Origin of the sequence: Kurthia sp. Dielmo (assembly GCF_000307285.2) — a bacterium.
In the GTDB taxonomy this organism is placed as follows: Bacteria; Bacillota; Bacilli; order Bacillales_A; family Planococcaceae; genus Kurthia; species Kurthia populi.
In genome coordinates, this window is sequence record NZ_HE578957.1 from 626,454 (window position 1) to 647,042 (window position 20,589).

The following is a 20,589-nucleotide window of genomic DNA, read 5'->3' on the forward strand; positions in this document are numbered from 1 at the left end:
TTAAACTTCTAAAATACGTTCAATTTGTTTGATAATGAGTTGGCTCTTACCATTACGTCGTTCTACTTTACCACGTACAATAACCGTCATCTCTTCTTCAACCCACGACATCACCGCTGCATAATCGCGTGGGAATAGTGTTGATGAGATACTTCCTTCTTCATCTTCTAATTGCAAAAAGGCCATTGGCTCTCCTTTTTTTGTACGAATCTGTTTTTTACTTTGTATAAGTGCAATCAATTGAACATGAGAATCTGCATTTGCATAACTAATATCTTTTGTCGTTACACTATCAATACTAAGCGATTTTTTTAACGACATAATAGGATGTGGTGATAAATAAAACCCGAGCACTTCTTTTTCGTATTCTAGCTTTTGTTTTTCTGTCATGGCCTCTGCTTTTGCGTACTTAGGTGTTCCAAATAAAGCAATATCTTGAAAATCTTCACTCTCATCTGCTAAATCTGACTGTAAAGTAGCTTGTGCAATGGCCCCTTTAATCGATGCTAAAAGTACGGCGCGGTCTTTTCCAAATTCATCGAATGCGCCCGCTTTAATTAATGGCTCAAGCGCTGCCTCTTTAAATTGTTTTGCTGGAAAATCTGCAGCCATCGCATATAAATTGGTCCATGTAGCACGCTCGTTTTTCCGCAAATAATTTAGTTCCTCTAAAAATGTATTAGGCACGCCCCGTATCGCGCCTAATGCAAAGCGAACATCCCCATTTTCAACATGGAATCCCTTGCCACTTTTCGTAATCGATGGTGGTAATAGCTTAATGCCACGCTCCTTCATCTCTTGCATAAAAGCTGTTGTTTTGTCTTTATCTCCAAGAACCGAAGACAGTAAGGCTGCATAAAAGTATGGTGCAAAATTCGCTTTCAAATAGGCCATTTGATATGTGATTACACTATAGGCAGCAGAATGGGATTTTGGGAACCCATAATCCGCAAAACGAACGATTAAATCATAGATATTATTTGCAATATCTTGATCAAAGCCTTGCTTTAAAGCTCCTTTAACGAAATGTGCACGCTCTTGATCTAATGTTTCACGTTTCTTCTTACTAACTGCTCGGCGTAATAAATCCGCTTCGCCCATGGTAAAACCAGCAAAGCGGCTGGCAATTTGTAAAATTTGCTCCTGATATACGATGACACCATACGTTTCAGCTAAAATAGGACGCAATGCTTCATGTGGCATTTCGGCCGTTTCTATACCATGCTTACGACGTGCATAAACCGGAATAAAATCCATTGGCCCTGGACGATATAATGCATTGATTGCAATAATATCTGTAAACTGCGTTGGTGCGATTTCCCGTAATGCCTCTCGCATACCAGTCGACTCTAACTGGAATACACCTAATGTGTCGCCACGACGTAGCAATTCAAATGTTTTAGCATCATGTAATGGGATTTTTTCGAATTTTAATGTTTTCCTAGTGTCCGCAAAAATCATATTTCGAATCATTTCAAGGGTTGTTAAATTACGCAAGCCTAAAAAGTCCATTTTTAATAAGCCTACTTGCTCTACTTCTTGCATTGGCCACTGCGTCAAATACAATCCTTCATGCCCTTTTTCAATTGGCACTGTTTCAACAAGTGGCTCCGGTGACAATACGACACCTGCCGCATGAGTAGAAGCATTTCGTGGTAGTCCCTCTAAACGAAGTGCTACCGAAACGATGCTGTCATGCTGTGGACTTTGCTCACGCCACTGTCTAAGACCGCCTTCTGCTAATGCCTGTTGAAGGGTAGAACCTGACTTAGATGGTACAAGAGAAGATAAGTGTGATAATTCTTCCATTGTTAAGCCAAACATCCGCCCTACATCACGTAACACTGCTTTTGCAGACAATGTACCAAATGTAATGATTTGCGATACATAATTTGCGCCATATTTTTCAGCTACATAGTGAATCACTTCTTGTCGACGATGATCGGCGAAATCGACATCAATATCCGGTAGCGTCACACGCTCTGGATTTAAAAATCGCTCAAATAATAAGCCATATTTTAATGGATCAATATCTGTAATTCGCATTGCATACGCAACAAGGGAGCTTGCTGATGACCCACGACCGGGTCCTGTTAAAATCCCGCGCTTTCTCGCATACTCAATATAATCAGCCACAATTAAAAAGTAATCTGCATAGCCCATTTTATTAATAATTGATAATTCATAGCGTAGTCGCTCCGCATAATCCGCTGTAATTTGTCCAAAGCGTTTGACAAGGCCCGCTTCACATTGCTGTTTTAAGCGACTTTCCGCGGTTTCCGCTTCAGCTAATGGGAATTTAGGCATATGAAATGTCACAGCCGGCAACTCTAATTGGCAATCTGCTAAAAAATCATACATTTGGGTTTGCCACATGGGGCGATCTATAAACCATTCCGTTAGTTGCTGCGCCGTTGGTACATATTGATAACGAGCGGTTTCTTCCAATGCTTCTCGCTCATTTAACTTTTGACCACTTTCAATTGCCTGCGCAATTTCAAATGCCAATACATCTTCTTGTTCTAAAAATGTGCTTCTATGTGTCGCACCTATCGGTAAATTCAAATTACTACAAAGTTCCTCGTAATACGTTTCTTCTATCGATTTATGCCCCCCAGGACGCGCGACTCCAGCAATGCAATCTTCTAGCCATAAAGCTTTTAACGTTGCTAAATCTTCTTTCGGGTCACTTAACCATGTTGCATCGCATAATGGTATCATTGCTTTTAATCCTACTCGGTAGCCTTGTAGCCATTTAAGTGGAATATCTCCATGTTCACGTAACGAACTAGCAGATGATAATTTTAATAATTGCCCATAACCTTGGACATCTTTCGCATAAACAATGAGCTGTCTTCTATGTTGTGACACTGTTACATGCAATGTTAAGCCAATAACTGGCGACAAACCTGCATTTTTTAACGCATGCCAAAAAGGCAGCACACCATAAAGCTTTGAATTGGTGATTGCTGCCAATTGGACCTGTTGCTGTGTCATTTTTTGTGTCAATTCATCGATACGAATCGTACTTTGTAACATATCCGCGGCCGTAACTATTTCTGTATAGACGACGTTCATCGTATCAACCTCTTTTCTTTTACTGCTGTTTACATAACGCTTCAATCGCTTGAATAACATCATCCGCTTCTGACCAATCATAAATCGTCGCTCCCGCTGCTACAGGGTGACCACCTCCGCGGAACTGTTTCGCAATTGTGTTGATTACTGGGCCTTTTGAACGTAAACGAATACGAATTTGATCGTCCTCCTCTACAAACATTGCCCATGCAACAATACCTTTTGCATTTCCTAGTGAAGGGACAAGATTATTGGTTTCCTCAACCGTTACATCAAACTGCGCTAATAGCTCCTTCGTTAGCTTAATATATCCTGCACCATTGTCGTCCATTGAAAAGTTTTGATAAATATAACCTTGTAGTTGTAATACATTGCATGATACTTCATACATGCCATTAAATAATGCCGAGCGGTCAAAATCATAGTCAATTAATTCTGCAACTGTATTAAATGTTAATTCAGTTGTACTTGGATATTGGAAACGCCCTGTATCCCCTACAATTCCGGCGAATAAATAACGTGCTGATTCAGCGGTTAATGTCCATTCAGCTGTTTTAGCCAAATCAAAAATCATTTCTGAACATGAGCTCGCATCCGTATTCACCCAGCGCATATCACCATACTTATCTTCATTTGGATGATGATCAATCTTAATTAAATAAGCACCCGTTGTATAACGGTGATCGTCTACACGGTCTGTATTCGCTGTATCCGTTACGATAACTAATGCTCCCTCATATGCCGCATCATCTACGCCTGTTGGTTTCCCTAAATAATCAAGCGGTGCACTATGTAAGCCTGTCGTATAAATCATTTTATGTGGATAGTTCGTGCGTAATAATGATGCTAATCCTAATTGTGAGCCATATGCATCTTCATCTGGACGTACATGACGATGAATAATAATCGTATCATATTGTTCAATTTTCTCGATAATCTCTTGCTTCATAAAATCATCTCCCTAACATCTTTTTCTTTCATTTTAAAGGAAAACCTTGGTATTAAAAAGTAGGCAACCTCGATAAAATCGAAATTGCCTACCTTTTTATGTTTTAGCGTTCTAACAATTGGAATGTAATCATTGCTTTTGCGACAAGTACATCATCAGAAAATGCTTCAAAATCCATTTTAACCACTTTACGGCTCAAATTCAGAATACGTGGTACGACACGTACTTGTTTTTCCATTTGAACAGGTTTCATGAAGTAAATCGTCATATTTTCAACGAGACTTTCACCACGCTTCGTTTTTTTCAACGCCTGCGCACCTGCTTCTACTAATAGTGTTGTAAATGCACCATTTGAAATGGCACCAAACTGATTCGTCATTTGTGGTGTCACCGTAAAATCAACAACTGTATCCATGAAATCTTCAGACATTTGAATTTCATTTTTCACTAAATCATCGATTGTTTCACCATGTTGTGGCTGACGCTGTGCCATTTGCAATGCTTTTAAAACATCTTGACGGCTGACAACACCTTGTAAAACACCATGCTCATCTGCAACTGGTAATAAATCAATGCCTTCCCAAATCATACGGTGACCAGCTGTTGCGACACTTGTTTTCATTGTAACTGTAATCGGATTACGCGTCATTAAACGGTCAATTGATTCATTTTCTTGCTTACCAATTACGTCTTTTGACGTCACAATCCCCACGATTTTTTGATGCTTATCAACGACTGGATAACCACCATGCGTTGTTTGTGAATTCAATTCATTGAAATCTTCAACCGTCGCATTTACCTTTAAATAAGAGGTGTCTTGAATGGCTACGACAATATCTTCAATTAACAGAATTTCTTTTTTGATTAATTGATCATAGATGGCTCGATTAATCATTGTAGCAACTGTAAACGTGTCATAACTTGATGAAATAATCGGTAATTCTAATTCATCTGCTAATTGTTTTGTACTTTCCGATGCATCAAAGCCACCTGTAATTAATACAGCTGCGCCAGCTTTTAATGCCGCTTCATGCGTATCACTACGGTTACCGACAATTAATAAACTCCCGGCATCTGTATAACGCATCATATCGTCCATTTTCATGGCACCAATAACGAATTTCGTTAATGTTTTGTGTAAACCACCCTTGCCACCAAGAACTTGTCCATCCACAATATTAACAATTTCCGCCATCGTTAACCGTTCAATATTTTCTTTTTTCTTCTTTTCAATACGAATCGTTCCTACACGCTCAATCGTACTAACAAGTCTTCTATTTTCCGCCTCTTTGATCGCGCGATATGCTGTTCCTTCGCTTACAGCCATGTCTTTTGCGATTTGACGTACTGAAATCTTGTCACCTACTGGTAGAGATTCGATGTACTGAATAATTTTCTCATGTTTTGTAACCAAAAAATCACCTAATTTCCAACGTCTTTCTACCTTTTAGTGTACCATAACTTAACAACAATCACGTAGTTTTGGCAGCGAAAAAGCTGTAATTCCGCTGATTTTCTGTTATAGTTCTACTTCATCTCCAGCTGAAAGCACTTTCACTTCCGAAGAATGAACTAACTCTACAAATTGTTGTGGATCTTGTTTAATATATGGGAACGTATTGTAGTGAATTGGCACAACTGTTTTTGGTTTCAAAAATTCAACCGCTGTCGCCGCATCTTCAGGTCCCATTGTAAAATTATCCCCAATCGGTAAAAAAGCTAAATCGATTGGATGACGTTCTCCAATTAACTTCATATCGCTAAATAAAGCCGTATCGCCTGCATGATAAATCGTTTTATCTTCAATAAATAATAAAATCCCTGCTGGCATCCCTGTGTAAACAATTTGCTGATCTTCTGTTGTATAAGAGGAGCCATGGAATGCCTGTGTCAGCTTCACTTTACCAAAATCAAATTGCGCGGCGCCACCAATATGTAGCGGATGTGTTTTTAAGCCTTTCCAAGATAAAAATGTACATAATTCATCTGGTGCAATAATAAGTGAATCATTCGCTTTTGCAATTTCAACCGTATCGCCAACATGATCATTATGGCCATGAGATAAAATAATAACGTCCGGTTTTTGATCACCCACCTTTAAATCGGTTAGATCATTGCCGTTAATAAATGGGTCAATTAAAATTGTCTTGCCATTTGTCTCAATTTTCACTACTGAATGTCCATGATAACTTACTTTCATTTTTATGCCTCCTAGTAAAACTTTTTTTAATACCTTCATTACTATATTTAATTCGTTGCCGTTATTCATTTTTCCTTTTTTTTGATACACTATGAAGTGAGCATTTTGTATATAACATAAAAGGTCAGAACAAAACGGTCCTTTTACCTTATACCCATTATGTGTGAGGACAACTCAATTTTCATAAGGAGGTTTTTTCATTGGCTACTAAAGTAGAAATGATTCAAACTTATTTAAAAGAACAAAATATCGATGCAGCATTCATCACAACACCAGATAACGTATTTTATTTATCAGGCTTTAAAAGCGATCCACATGAGCGCTTACTTGGTGTAATGGTGTTTAAAGATGCAGATCCATTTATGATTTGCCCTAAAATGGAAGTACCTGATGCATTAGCAGCTGGTTGGAACTTTAAAGCGGTAGGTCATGATGACAAAGAAAATGCTTGGGAAATCTTAAAAAATACAGCAGCCCAATACGCAACAGTTCAAACTTTAGCAATTGAGAAATCACACGTAACTGTAGAACGTTTAGAATTATTAGAAGCGATTTTCTCTGGCGTAACAATTAGCGGTTTAGATGCCAAAATTGCAGGTATGCGCCTTGTAAAATCTGCTGACGAACTTGAAAAAATGCGTGAAGCTGCCAAATTAGCAGACTATGCCATTCAAGTTGGTTGTGATGAATTAGCAGAAGGTAAAACAGAAATCGAAGTTTTATCTGCAATCGAAACAGCAATTTTGAAAAAAGGCTACTACATGTCATTTGATACAATGGTATTAACAGGTCTTAATGCTGCTTCTCCACATGGCACACCAGGTAATACAAAAATCCAAAAAGGTGATTTAGTATTATTTGATTTAGGTGTTATCTATGAAGGATATTGTTCTGATATCACGCGTACAGTCGCATTTGGCGAACCACGTAATGATGAACAACGCGCAATTTATGAAGCAGTACGTGCCTCAAATGAAGCAGCAATCAATGCGGTTAAACCAGGTGTTCGCGCAATGGATTTAGATAAAACGTCTCGCGATGTTATCGAAAATGCTGGTTACGGCGAATATTATACACACCGTATGGGCCATGGCTTAGGTATTAGCGTACATGAAGAACCCTCAATGCACGGTGCAAATGAAAAAGAGGTTGTTGAAGGCATGGTCTTCACAATCGAACCAGGCATTTACAAAGGCGATGCAGCTGGCGTACGTATTGAAGATGACGTTTATGTAACAGCTGATGGTGTAGACGTATTAACATCATTCCCGAAAGAATTACAAATCATCGAACCAAAATAATGAAATAAACACCTGACCTTACTTCCATTATTATTTTCCAACAAAAAGAAGGACTTGCCCCAACGCGCAAGTCCTTCTTTTTTTATAATTATTCTTTTATATTAATGGTTTAATACAACATCTGCTGAAATATAATCATAGCCAAGTGCTTCTGCTACCGCTTCAAACGTTACATAACCATTTGCTATGTTTAAGCCCTTTTTCAATGCTTCATTATCAAGCAGTGCTTGTTCATATCCTTTATTCGCAATTTGCACCGCATACGGTATTGTATCATTTGTTAATGCAATTGTTGATGTACGAGGTACTGCACCTGGCATATTCGCTACCGCATAATGAACAACCCCATGTTTTACATACGTAGGGTCATCATGTGTTGTCACACGATCTGTTGTCGCAAAAATACCACCTTGATCAATCGCAATATCGACAATAACTGAGCCTGGTGTCATCGCTTGAATCATTTCTTCACTTACAAGCGTTGGTGCTTTTGCGCCAGGAATTAATACAGCACCAACAACTAAATCAGCTTGTGCTACAGATTGTGCAATATTAAATGGATTGGACATTAATGTTTGTACATCACTACCAAAAATTAAATCTAATTCGCGTAAACGAGCTGGATTAATGTCTAAGATTGTTACCTTAGCCCCCATACCTACAGCAATTTTCGCCGCATTTTCACCAGCTTGACCGCCACCAATAATTGTTACTTTTCCACGTTCAACACCCGGGACACCGCTTAATAAAATCCCTTTACCACCATGAATTTTTTCTAAATACTGAGCACCAATTTGTGTTGCCATACGACCAGCCACTTCACTCATTGGTGTTAATAGTGGTAGTGAGCCATCCGCTAACTGCACTGTTTCGTATGCAATGGCTGTCACTTTACTATCAACTAATGCTTTTGTTAACTCAGGTTCTGGAGCTAAATGTAAATACGTAAATAAAATTAATCCTTCGCTAAAGAAACCAAACTCTTGCTCAATCGGTTCTTTTACTTTCATGACCATATCAACATTCCATGCATCTGCTGCCGTATCAACAATACGTGCCCCTGCTGCTACATACTCTTCATCTGTAAACGCTGAGCCAGCACCGGCATTTGTTTCCACGACAACCTCATGTCCGAATGTTGTTAAGTGAACTACCCCCGCAGGCGTCATTGCTACACGATTTTCGTTGTTTTTAACTTCTTTAGGTACACCAATAATCATTTGCGTCAAGCCTCCAATAATTTCTTTAGTAAGCGCTTCCATAGTGGTTAAGCAATTCCATTGTAACATGTGGTGTTTTTTTGTACATCCTTTTTAATCAACTATTTCAAAATAATGGTTGAAAGAAGTTTTCGTTATTTCTATTTCCTATTTACTATAGCATTAAAATATTATCACCAATAAAGTTCAATATTCCTTCAATTATCTGTTAATTTTTAGCCTATCTTTTACAAAAGAAAATGTTATAATGTGGATATAACGAGTAGGGAGGAATTTAGTTATGGCAACTTATAATAATATCGTAGTAGCAGTAGATGGTTCAGATGAAGCGAAATATGCATTTCACAAAGCAGTGGAAGTAGCAAAACGTAATGATGCAACATTACACTTAGTAAACATCATTGATACACGTTCATTCGCTGCAATCGAAGCATACGACCGTTCAATCCAAGAACGTGCGAAAGAATTTGCTGAAGAAAAATTAAGCGAATACAAAGCTGAAGCAGAACAAGCTGGTGTTAAAGCTGAAGCTGTAATCGAATACGGTTCTCCTAAAACAATGATCACAAAAGAAATCTCTCAAAAAACAGAAGCAGATTTAATCATTTGTGGTGCAACTGGTCTTAACGCAGTAGAACGTTTCCTAATCGGTTCTGTATCAGCTAACATCGTACGCTCAGCAAAATGCGACGTATTAGTTGTTCGTACACCAAGCGAATTAGACGCTTAATAATTGCCTTAAAGCTACAAAAAAGAGGATGCCGGGGATGGCATCCTCTTTTATTATTTTTCTTCATCCTTTTTCCACTGACGCACACGAGCGAAAAATTGCTCTAATGCTTGTGGGTTTGATAGGCTCGGCACTTTTGCTAATAACACATCTTTTACAGGTTTTTCTGTAGCTGATTTCTTCTGTACAACAAAAATACTTTTTGCCATTTGTTCTTTTTTAAATAATGTGCTAGGTAACTGAATAACCGCTTGAATCCACGTATTTGTTTTAATATACGTAAATAGCTGACGTGCTTGCTCAGATTCAAAAATCATACTTGGCACTAAGAAGAATGCATAGCCGCCGTCACGTAATTGATTGATTGATTTTTCAATGAATAAATGATGCGCATACGTCATACCTTCTTCTGCATGAATTGTATAATTCGCGTTTGCATACTCTTCGTCTGGATAGTAACCAACCGGCACGTCACAAACAACTGCATCTACTGGGTCAATTAATAAGGGCATTAAAGCATTTTGATGGTACAACGCCACTGGCTGCTGTTGTAAATCTGCAGAAGCTGCTGCAAGTTGAATCAATAAATCATCTAATTCGATACCCGCCCCTGTTACTTGATCACCAATTAAATTCATAACCGTTAGTAATAAGTTCCCTGTCCCAACAGCTGGGTCAAGCATTGTAATTGTTTCTTTTTTCGTTAATTGTTCTTCAAAGAATTGTTCCACTAAATAACCTACTAGTAATCCTAGAGAATCCGGTGTCATTTGATGATTGACTTGCGCACTTTCTCGCATACCTTTTAATAAGGCTAATTGAATTCCTTTACGAATGTCATTGCGTTCCCATTCGCCTTCTGGTACGTTTTCACCATCTAACCAGCCATTTAATGCGGCTAATACACCTTCTAAATAAGATACATTTTTAGCCTCTTGTACACTCCCTGCTGTGTTATCGATAAACGTAAATAATTGTTCTATTTTTTCCATTTTTAAGTAAGTTCTCCTTTAAACGTGAAAAAGATGTCCTCATCCAAAAATGCAAGAGGACATCTCGTTCAAAACGTAAGTAATAACGATTAAAGTGCTTTTAATGCTTCTAACGCTTTATCGTAATCTGGGTGGTTTGTACCTTCAGATACATATTCCACATATGTCACTTCGCCTGCTTCGTTAATTACGAAGATTGAGCGAGCTAGTAAGCGGTGTTCTTTCATGTGTACGCCATATGCATCACCAAATGATACTGCATAATGGTCTGATAATGTTTCAACGTTTTCAACGCCTGCATTACCGCACCAACGTTTTTGAGCGAATGGTAGGTCTACAGAAACTGTTAAAACTTTGTAGTCTTCACCTAGTTCACTAGCAGCTTCGTTAAATTTACGTGTTTGTTGATCACAAACGCCTGTGTCTAATGAAGGCACTACGCTAATTAAAAGTTTTTTACCTGCGTAATCTGCTAATGTTTTTTCAGCACGCGCATTATCAAGCACTTTAAAATCAGGTGCTTTGTCGCCTACTTTAATTTCTTGTCCAACTAGAGTGACTGGGTTATTACCGAATGTTACTTGTACCATGTTCACAACGCCTCCTAAATAATCTATCCCAATTTTACTAAACTTGCCCTTCACCTTGCAACTCTTTCACTTCAGTAAATGGAGGAAGTTGCTTCTTTTTCACTAATTTAAATGTATTTTCATGAACAACATGCGTATCAGCTAAATAATCATGCACTGCTTTATGCTGTGGTGTGATAGCCACAATGAGATAAAGTAGCTGAATGGTGGCTGAAATATAGCGGCCAAACCATTCTCGTACAATAACAGTCGTCCAAGTTAATGGTGTCCCCATATCCGTAACAACCTTTAACCCAAATATCATTTTTCCAAGTGTTTGACCGTTTATTTTTGTCATGATGACAAAATATAAATAAAATAACAGACCTGCTACAATATCTTCTAACTGAAATACCCACACTGTGACACTATCAAGACCTGTGATACTAAATAAATTGTGTACGATTAATAGTTTCAACACAGCCCAAACAATTAAAATGTCCACAAGATATGCACAAAAACGAATCCAAAACCCCGCTACCTTCGCTTCATAGGTTGTATCGTAAGTTTGCTCCATGATTCGCCCTCCTACTCTTCACCATATAAGTACATCATACGTGGTGCACTGTTGTAGTTTGCTAATAATTTCCCGATTATTTGCGAATCAGCTGAACCTGATAAAATGGAGTTTACTTTCACTGCAAACATCGATGTCCAATCTGAGTTCGCTGTGTATTCAAATACTTCTGCATTTTTTAAATCATAGTCTTTTTTCATTGAAGCAATCGCATCTTCCTCATAGCCTAACTCATCTACTAAACCTACTTTTTTAGCTTGTGAACCACTATAAATACGACCGTCTGCCAATTTTTTCACATCTGCTTTTGACATATCACGGCCATCTGCAATGACATTTAAGAAACGGTTGTATGATTCATTGACCATATCTTGTAAAATTTTACGTTCATCCTTTGTCATTTCACGTGAGCCACTCATAATATCTTTATATGGACCTGTTTTAATTGTTTCAAATTCAATACCATATTTTTCGGCTAATTTTGAATAATTAACACCTTGCATAATAACTCCAATTGAACCGGTCATTGTTTCTTCATCTGCAAAGATTTTATCTGCAGGTGCTGAAATATAATAACCGCCAGACGCAGCCATTGAGCCCATTGAAGAATACACAGGGATTTTACGATCTTTTTGAATTGCTTTAATTGCTTCATAAATTTGCTTTGATTCGATGACTCCACCACCTGGTGAATTAACCTTTAAAATAATACCTTTTACAGTTTCGTCATCTTTCACTTGTTGAAGTTGCTCTAAAAATGCTTGATGGTTATATGTTTCTGAAGATAAAAGAGATGCAGAATCTCCTGTATCTTGAATTGTACCGTCTACTGTTAATACAGCAATACGAGAATCTAAATTACCCGATGCTACTGTTTTTTCTTCAAATAATGTTTCCTCTTCTGATTCATCTAACAATGATGTCAACTGCCCACTAAAATCTTGAGCCATAAGTGATTTCATCGCTGTAATACCAGTTGAAGCAACAAATAGGAAAATTGCAATCCCGATTGCCCACCAACGTTTTGCATTCATATTCAATAAACCCCTCTCAATTAATGATGCTTCCGTACCTCTACAATTGTTGATACAGAGAAAATAATTAACGCTAGCCATATAAAGCCAAATGACAGCATCTCTACAGAACCAAATGATTCACCATATACAAAGACGCCTAATAACAACGTCATGGTAGGTGCGACATATTGAATAAACCCAACAAGATAAAGCGGGATTTTTTGTGCACCCACTGCAAATAAAATAAGTGGAATAGCTGTTACAGCGCCTCCGCCAATTAAAAGTACAGTTGTATTTAAGTCTACCATACCAAATGACATTTTTCCTTCAATTGCTAAATAAGCATAATACAGTAATGCGATAGGTAACACAAATGCTGTTTCAATAACTAAACCACGTGTAGCATCTAATTGGATACGCTTTTTCAATAAGCCATAAAAACCAAATGATAGCGCCAAACCAAATGAAACATATGGGATTGTACCATAATTAATAATCATAATAGCAACACCAATAACGGCTATTATAACACCAACCAATTGTGCTTTTGCTAAACGCTCCTTTAAGAAAATGATGCCTAGTAATATAGAAACAATTGGGTTTAAATAATAGCCTAGGCTTGTTTCCAAAATGTGATTATGATTGACTGCCCAAATGTATAAAAACCAATTCAATGTTACTAAATAAGCTGCTACAGCCAATGTCCAAAATGTTTTTTGATGCTGCCATAGCTCCTTCACATCACGAATTAACTGATGGCCTTTTCGTAAAATCACAACAAAAATAAGCGTTAGAATAAAACTCCAAATAACGCGACTCGCTAAAATTTCTGCACTATCTACATACGTTAATGCTTTCCAATACAGTGGGAATAGCCCCCATAAAACATACGCAATAAATGCCGCAATCATTCCTTGTTTATCATATTGCATTCAAGCATCCCCTTTTTAAATCAATGTGTTTATTATAGGGAGTTGGTTTCACAAAAGTAAATAGCAAAAAGCAGGTTTATGTGTGAGAGAACACAAACCTGCTTTTTTAGTTGTTACTATTTTTGATATTCCGCTTCACGCAATTCAATACGACGAATTTTACCAGATGCTGTCTTTGGTAATTCATCTAAAAATTCAATAGCGCGAGGATATTTATATGGTGCTGTATGCTCTTTAACAAAGTTTTGTAGTTCTTTAACAAACGTGGGGTCTTCGCGGCGAGCTGTATCTTTTAATACAACAAATGCTTTTACAATCGCACCACGTAATTCATGTGGACTTGCGACAACTGCACATTCTGAGATAGAAGGGTGTTTTATAAGCGCATCTTCCACTTCAAATGGTCCAATCGTATAACCAGAACTAATGATGATATCATCACGTCTACCTTCAAACCAGAAATAACCATCCTCATCTTTACGTGCACGGTCACCCGTAATGTAGTAATCACCGATATATTGTTTAGCTGTACGCTCTGGGTCTTCAAAGTATTCTTTAAATAATGCTGGTGTCGTTTTATGGACAGCAATATTCCCAACAACGCCTGGTAAACAAGGTTCACCGTCTTCATTAATAATATCAACAATATTCCCAGGAGTCGGACGTCCCATTGAGCCCGGACGAGGCTCCATACCTAACATTGTTCCAACTAGTAATGTATTTTCTGTTTGACCATAGCCATCACGTACAAGTAGATTAAATTCACGTAAGAATGTATCTACTACTTCAATATTTAGTGGTTCACCTGCTGAAACAGCACTTTGAAGCTGACTTAAATCATAGTCACCTAAATTTTCGATTTTTGACATAATACGATATTCCGTTGGTGTGCAGCATAATGCTTCGACTTTATAATCTTGTAGTAGTTGTAAATATTTATTCGGCTCAAAATGACCATTATAAATAAAGCCAATTGCACCTGTTCCTAATACAGATAAGAAGGGGCTCCAAATCCATTTTTGCCAGCCTGGACTTGCTGTTGCCCAAACAACACGACCTTCTTCGGCACCTAACCACGCACGTGATGCTGTACGTAAATGCGCGTATGCCCATGAATGTGTGTGAACTGCTGCCTTAGGGTTACCAGTTGTTCCACTTGTGTAAGAAAGAAAGACTGTATCTTTGCTATTTGTGTCTGCCACATCAAAGTCTTCGCTAAAGTCATCGGCAAACGTTGAAAGATTTATCCATCCTTCTGCTTCACCAATCGTGAATTTTTTTAAGCCTTCCACATGCTCAGCGTATTCAAACTCATCAATTAATGGCGCATACGCAACCACTGCTTTTGCATGGCTATGTGTAATGCGATAATCAATGTCTTTTGCACGAAGCATTTCAGAGCTTGGAATTACAACAATGCCTGCTTGAATGGCAGCTAGGTAAATTGTATATGCCTGAATCAATCTTGGTACCATAACAAGCATGACATCACCTTTTTGTAACCCCTGTGCTTGTAATGCATGTGATACCTTGTTAGCGCGTTTTACTAAATCATCATATGAAATCTGATTTTTGTTGCCCGCTTCATCTTCATAAATTAGTGCCGTACGGTTTTCCCCAGTTGCAAATCGACGAATTTCCTCCGCTAAATTATAGCGTTGTGGTGCGATAAGATCTTTTTGTTCCATATGAACTCCCCCTAATAAATAACTCGATTCGTTTATCAATTAACCACATACTAACACTAAACATTAGTACCTTGTACTAACATTTGTCATATAAAAATCATTGGAATTTTTATACATTTATATTTTACATTTATTTTCTCGAAAAAGGAATATTTTTCTGTTTAAAACACAAAAAATCTCTCGAAAAAATTCGAGAGATTCCGGAAAAGTTTTTTTCTTATAGTAAATCATCAAAGTCTGCTTTGACTTCTTTCTTAGGGAAATCATGTATTTCACGATTACGCACCGCTTTTGCAATCATTTCATCAAAATCTGTAAAGCTTTCGTAGTATTCCAATTTTTCTATACGAGGTTTTGTTTTTGGATTCGCCGGCGTAAATACTGTACAGCAATCTTCAAATGGAATAATCGACGTTTCATACGTACCAATTTTTTGCGCAATATCGATAATTTCTAATTTATCATACGTAATCAATGGACGTAGAATCGGTGTATTTGTTACTGCGTTAATCGCTGCTAAGCTATCCAACGTCTGTGAAGCTACTTGACCTAAATTTTCACCTGTAACAAGCGCTTTACATTTTGTCTCTTCCCGTACTAAATCTGCTACTTGCATCATCAGTCGGCGTGTTGTAGTCATTGTGACATTTTTAGGTACCGCTTGTTGAATCGTTTGTTGAATTTCTGTAAAAGGAATAACATGCAAACGAATTTTACCCCCAAATTTACTTACAATTTGAGATAATTCTTTTACTTTCCCTAACGATTGATCACTTGTAAACGGTGGACTAAAGAAGTGAATCGCTTCTACTGTTACGCCACGTTTCATCATTAAATAAGCTGCTACTGGGCTATCAATACCACCAGATAATAGTAATAAGGCTTTACCATTTGAACCTACAGGTAAGCCAGCAGCGCCAGGAATCACATCTACTGACATATATGTGGCTTCTTCACGTACTTCTACACGTAATTCGATATCTGGATTTTTCATTTCAACAGTCATACCTGGTAATTCACTTAATACATGGCTTGCGATTACACGATTTAATTCATATGTTTCTAATTCAAATTTTTTATATGAGCGCTTCACATTCACTTTGAATGATTTTCCTTTATAATTTAAACCTGCAACGATTTCTTTACCTAATGCTTTCATTGCTTCTAAATCCGTTGCACATTCTGCTACGGGGCTAAATGATTGAATACCGAACACATCTGGTAAGCGTTCAATTAATGCATTCATATCGTCATCTGATGGACTGCTAATATACATACGATCTCGCTCTAAACGAATTTTCATACCTTCTAAATCTTTGAACGTGCTTTTTAAATTATCGCGTAGACGATTAATAAATTGATTACGGTTACGCCCTTTCGTCGTAATTTCACCGTAACGTACTAAAATCTCATGCCATTTCATGGGTTTTAATCTCTCCTCTTACTTGTTTCACGACATTTGAAAATGTCTCTTTAAATTTTTCAATATCTGCGTCTGTTAAACCTTGCCCAAAGCTTATACGAATAACACCACGTGCAAATCCGTCTGGAACCCCGACGGCTTGTACAACATGGCTAATTTGATTGTCTTTTGAGTGACAAGCGCTTGAAGTTGAAACAATCACGCCTTGACGTTGCATTGCATTCACAATTACTTCACCTTTAATACCACGAATTGAACATGATACGATATGCGGTGCTCCTTCATTTGAAGAAAGCACATACACATCTTCCATAGGCTCTAAAAATGTGTGGATTGCATTGCGCCATTTTATATACTGTTGCACATTTTCAGTGCGATGCTGCTCCGCCAAACGAGCTGCTTTTGCGATTGCAACATCTTGTGGTACAGCCACCGTACCGCTACGAAGGCCCATTTCTTGACCTCCTCCGTGAATAATTGCTTCGATTGTTGTACGTTTTCTAAGTGCTGCAATCCCCGTTCCTTTTAACCCATTAATTTTATGGCCAGAAACAGAAATCGCATCTGGACCTAATTCACCGTTAAAGTAAACTGGCAATTTACCAAAGCTTTGTACAGCATCTACATGATAAAATGCACGACTGCCCTCATGAACAATTTTTGCAATTTCTTCAATTGGTTGAATAGCACCTATCTCATTATTAACATGCATAATACTTACGACAACTGTATCTTTTGTTAATTTTGCTTTTAAATCATTTAGATCAACAACACCGTGCTTATCGACATCAACATAATCAACATGAAATCCTTCTTTTTCTAATGCACGAGCTGTTTCTAAAACAGAAGCATGCTCGATACTTGAAACGATAATATGTTTTCCGCGATGTGTATTTGCGCGTGCAATTCCTTTAATTAAAAAATTATTTGATTCTGAGCCACCTGATGTAAAAATAACATGTTCAGGTTCTGTATGAATAAGCCCTGCTATTTGTTCACGAGAACGATTTAGTAATACATTCACTTCAACGCCCATTTCATGAAGAGACGCAGGATTGGCATAATAGCGTTCATTTGCTTGTACGAATGCTTTCATGACATCAGCGCTTGGCTTCGTTGTTGCACTGTGATCAAGATAAATCATTGTGTCAATTCCTTCCTTCTAACAAAAACATATGTCTTTTGCTAAGTACATATTATATAACAAAAAATGTGCTTTAACAGGAATTTGAACCAATAAAAAAAGTGCATCAGATATTTTTTATTCTGATGCACTAATTAATGGTTATTTACTTAATACTTCATCAACTAACTCTTCCATCTTTTTAAGCGCCCCTGGTTCTGCTTTCTCAACCGCTTTCGCAACAATTTCAAGCGCCTTTGAATAACGCATATTATTGAATGCATCCTCTGCTTCAACTAGGCTATCATTCATACCAGGCTTTGTTGTACGGTAGCGATTACCATATTGAATCAGTAGCTCTACTAACTTCACATCTTCAATCATGCTATCTACATGCTTTGTCGTTTCTGTAACAGCTAATTCTGCAGTTTTTACTGCTTCAAAAACTTCTGGCATATCAAGTGGTACAGCTTTCAATTTTTGATCTGCAACAAACAATTGTTCATCTGCTTCTGACAAACGAGACTCGATGTCATCTGGAATACCTGGAATATTTGCCTTATGTAATCGACGTTCCGTCTCTCGCAGTGTTGCGGTTAATTGCTTCAACGTATCAGACGCATTATTTTCGTCAATACGTAAATTTTTTAAACGATCCGAAAATGCATCTTGCTCTTCAAAAATACGCTCTGCATCATTTGCAATTTCTTTTAGTTCGCCTTCTACCATTGTATAAGCCGCTTGATGCTCCTCTAATTCATGTACAATTGTCTCATAGCGCTGTTGTACGGTTACAAGTTCTTGCTTACAATTCAATGGTGTCGCAATTTCGTCACCCGTTAAATGATAGCCCTTTTGTACTTCTTCTGTTTCACGAGCAGTAGCTAATGTGTACGATAGCACTTCATGTAAACGTGTACCTACAGGTGTTACATACTGATCAACATATTTTTTCGAGTTATATTCTGCTTCGAGACAATCAAAATAATGTTCGATGTCTTCACGAATTTCTTGAACGCGAAGCTCTGCCGTACCAATATCTAACTCCGCAATTTTATCTTTTAGCTCTGTTAATTCTAGCTCGGTCGCTTGAATCCATTCTAAAATTTCCAAATGTTTAAGAAAGAACCCTGTCTCTTCCATTTCATTATGACCTAAACGCAACTCCTGTAAATCTGATGGAATTTGTTTTTGGATTTCTCTAAGTAACCCTGGAATTGTTGAAATTAATTTAAAAATTTCTTGCCCTTCACGATTCAAATGTTCCACAATTTCACGTGCCTTCAAATAATCTCCGGCATCTGTTAACTGGTGATAATCTTCAAATTGTGGATTAAATAATTCTAGACGTTCTTCAAGTGGACGTGCCGCTGGTCCAAATGAATACTGATGTGCTAGTAGCGTTTTTCTTGATGTTTTATATTGCTCTTGAAGTTGTTCAATTTCAATGCTACTTTGTTTTTCGCTGTTTAATAAATGATCTAACTCTTCTAAAATTTGATCAATTATTTTATCTGCCCCATGAATATGTGATTCAATTTCTTGTTCTACAATCGTTGCTTTCCCAAATTGGAAACGATCAACATTACCACGTAATGCATGTAACAAGTTGTCGATTTTAGGGAACTCTTGATCATCTAAATTTTCCCACTTGTTTTTCCAGCTCTCAAACATTGCTTCTGTTTGACCATTCATATTTAAGCCTTTGACTTTCGCTAGTTCTTCTTGTACTGGTTTTTTCTGAAGATCATCTTTTAGCGCTTGCAGTCGGCGCATCTCTGTTAGATGCTTGTTACGAAAAACAAAGATGACTGCTATAATTACGATTAGTACGATGATGATTGGAATAATATATTTGATCATCGTAAGTCCCCCTTGTCCTTGTACTATTTACTTTTCTTATTCTATATTATGTTTAATAGTACCATGTTTTTATTACTTTTGTTTATCGATTTCTATACATTTTCATCATTTTTCCACTAAATTGGAGGGAGTTCTATGAAACGAGATGGCCATATTCACTCACCATATTGCCCACACGGTTCAACTGATACACTAATTAGCTATATTGAAAAAGCAATTAACGAAGGATTCGGTGACATTACTTTTACTGAGCATGCACCCATTCCAAATGGATTTATCGACCCCACACCTGATCAGGATAGCTTTATGACGAAAAAAGCCTTTTATCAATACGTTTCCGAAATTCAAAAACTTCAAACGGATTATGCAAATAAAATTAAAATTCGTTTAGGAGTAGAGTTAGATTACATAGTCGGATTCGAAAAACAAACAACCGATTTTTTAAATGAATTTGGCTATCTATTTGATGATGCTATCTTATCCGTTCATTTTTTAAAACATCAAGGACAGTACACGTGTATCGATTTTTCAACTGAAGTATTTAATAACTTTGCAGCTGAGGTAGGTTCTGTTGCTGCAGTTTATAAATTGTATTACGATACAGTTATGCAATCGATTAAAGCGGATCTAGGACGCTTTAAACCAAAAAGAATCGGTCACCCTACACTTATTCATAAATTCCAACTCGCACATGGCCAAACAATTAATGATGAGGCACATATACATCATATTTTAGATACGATGCTTGAAGATGGCTATGAATTGGATGTGAATAGTGCCGGCCTTTCTAAGAAATATTGTAAGGAACCCTATCCACCTAAACCATATATTACTTACGCAAAAAATATTGGCTTACCACTGATATTTGGCTCCGATGCGCATCAAGTAGCAGATTTACACAAATATTATACTGACATTATAAAATAAT

At 37.4% G+C, this 20,589-nt stretch carries 17 protein-coding genes; 3 read left to right on the top strand and 14 right to left on the bottom strand.

The features are described from left to right. From dnaE to KTHG_RS08000, 4 genes are all read right to left on the bottom strand, one after another. Positions 1-3,159: a DNA polymerase III subunit alpha gene (gene dnaE, locus KTHG_RS07985; protein ID WP_370362752.1), complete on the bottom strand. Its 3,159-nt coding sequence runs from the start codon at positions 3,157-3,159 to the stop codon at positions 1-3. Further along, positions 3,098-4,027 carry a DHH family phosphoesterase gene (locus tag KTHG_RS07990; protein WP_139992629.1) on the bottom strand — a complete coding sequence of 310 codons (930 nt, stop codon included), beginning with the start codon at positions 4,025-4,027 and terminating at the stop codon, positions 3,098-3,100. Before KTHG_RS07990 ends, dnaE begins: the two co-directional genes overlap by 62 nt. 103 nt (positions 4,028-4,130) lie before the next feature. After that, positions 4,131-5,441, bottom strand: a complete 1,311-nt coding sequence (locus tag KTHG_RS07995) for a DRTGG domain-containing protein (protein ID WP_139992631.1) — start codon at positions 5,439-5,441, stop codon at positions 4,131-4,133. Positions 5,442-5,546: 105 nt separating this feature from the next. Then, the gene (locus KTHG_RS08000; RefSeq protein WP_139992633.1) at positions 5,547-6,227 is read right to left on the bottom strand and encodes a metal-dependent hydrolase; all 681 of its coding nucleotides are present in this window, start codon (positions 6,225-6,227) and stop codon (positions 5,547-5,549) included. 218 nt (positions 6,228-6,445) lie between these two features. Between KTHG_RS08000 and KTHG_RS08005 the strand changes: the two genes are divergently transcribed. Beyond that, the gene (locus KTHG_RS08005; RefSeq protein ID WP_139992776.1) at positions 6,446-7,528 is read left to right on the top strand and encodes a M24 family metallopeptidase; all 1,083 of its coding nucleotides are present in this window, start codon (positions 6,446-6,448) and stop codon (positions 7,526-7,528) included. Positions 7,529-7,629: 101 nt separating this feature from the next. Here the strand turns inward: KTHG_RS08005 and ald are convergent, their stop codons facing one another. Further along, complete coding sequence (ald, locus tag KTHG_RS08010) at positions 7,630-8,748, bottom strand: alanine dehydrogenase (RefSeq protein WP_139992635.1); 1,119 nt, start codon at positions 8,746-8,748, stop codon at positions 7,630-7,632. A 280-nt stretch (positions 8,749-9,028) separates the two neighbouring features. Here ald and KTHG_RS08015 point away from each other — a divergent pair, with 280 nt between their 5' ends. Next, complete coding sequence (locus KTHG_RS08015; RefSeq protein WP_029499460.1) at positions 9,029-9,478, top strand: universal stress protein; 450 nt, start codon at positions 9,029-9,031, stop codon at positions 9,476-9,478. 53 nt (positions 9,479-9,531) lie between these two features. Here KTHG_RS08015 and KTHG_RS08020 read toward each other — a convergent pair whose 3' ends face one another. From KTHG_RS08020 to KTHG_RS08060, 9 genes are all read right to left on the bottom strand, one after another. Further along, the gene (locus KTHG_RS08020; RefSeq protein WP_139992637.1) at positions 9,532-10,470 is read right to left on the bottom strand and encodes a class I SAM-dependent methyltransferase; all 939 of its coding nucleotides are present in this window, start codon (positions 10,468-10,470) and stop codon (positions 9,532-9,534) included. Positions 10,471-10,559: 89 nt separating this feature from the next. Beyond that, a complete protein-coding gene (gene tpx, locus KTHG_RS08025) occupies positions 10,560-11,060 on the bottom strand; it encodes a thiol peroxidase (RefSeq protein WP_126989209.1) in 501 nt (166 codons plus the stop codon). 37 nt (positions 11,061-11,097) lie between these two features. Further along, on the bottom strand, positions 11,098-11,616 hold the full coding sequence (locus KTHG_RS08030) for an RDD family protein (protein WP_139992639.1): 519 nt from the start codon (positions 11,614-11,616) through the stop codon (positions 11,098-11,100). Positions 11,617-11,627: 11 nt separating this feature from the next. After that, the gene (gene sppA / locus KTHG_RS08035) at positions 11,628-12,650 is read right to left on the bottom strand and encodes a signal peptide peptidase SppA (protein ID WP_139992641.1); all 1,023 of its coding nucleotides are present in this window, start codon (positions 12,648-12,650) and stop codon (positions 11,628-11,630) included. 20 nt (positions 12,651-12,670) lie between these two features. Then, on the bottom strand, positions 12,671-13,564 hold the full coding sequence (rarD, locus tag KTHG_RS08040; protein WP_126989206.1) for an EamA family transporter RarD: 894 nt from the start codon (positions 13,562-13,564) through the stop codon (positions 12,671-12,673). A gap of 116 nt (positions 13,565-13,680) precedes the next feature. Beyond that, positions 13,681-15,252, bottom strand: a complete 1,572-nt coding sequence (gene mbcS, locus KTHG_RS08045; protein WP_139992643.1) for an acyl-CoA synthetase MbcS — start codon at positions 15,250-15,252, stop codon at positions 13,681-13,683. A 217-nt stretch (positions 15,253-15,469) separates the two neighbouring features. Next, the gene (thiI, locus tag KTHG_RS08050; protein WP_139992645.1) at positions 15,470-16,675 is read right to left on the bottom strand and encodes a tRNA uracil 4-sulfurtransferase ThiI; all 1,206 of its coding nucleotides are present in this window, start codon (positions 16,673-16,675) and stop codon (positions 15,470-15,472) included. Beyond that, positions 16,662-17,819: a cysteine desulfurase family protein gene (locus tag KTHG_RS08055; RefSeq protein ID WP_139992647.1), complete on the bottom strand. Its 1,158-nt coding sequence runs from the start codon at positions 17,817-17,819 to the stop codon at positions 16,662-16,664. The genes thiI and KTHG_RS08055 overlap by 14 nt, the downstream gene beginning before the upstream one ends. 141 nt (positions 17,820-17,960) lie before the next feature. Then, positions 17,961-19,661: a septation ring formation regulator EzrA gene (locus KTHG_RS08060; protein WP_126989202.1), complete on the bottom strand. Its 1,701-nt coding sequence runs from the start codon at positions 19,659-19,661 to the stop codon at positions 17,961-17,963. A gap of 135 nt (positions 19,662-19,796) precedes the next feature. Between KTHG_RS08060 and hisJ the strand changes: the two genes are divergently transcribed. Continuing rightward, on the top strand, positions 19,797-20,588 hold the full coding sequence (gene hisJ / locus KTHG_RS08065; protein WP_139992649.1) for a histidinol-phosphatase HisJ: 792 nt from the start codon (positions 19,797-19,799) through the stop codon (positions 20,586-20,588). Position 20,589: the final 1 nt, after the last annotated feature.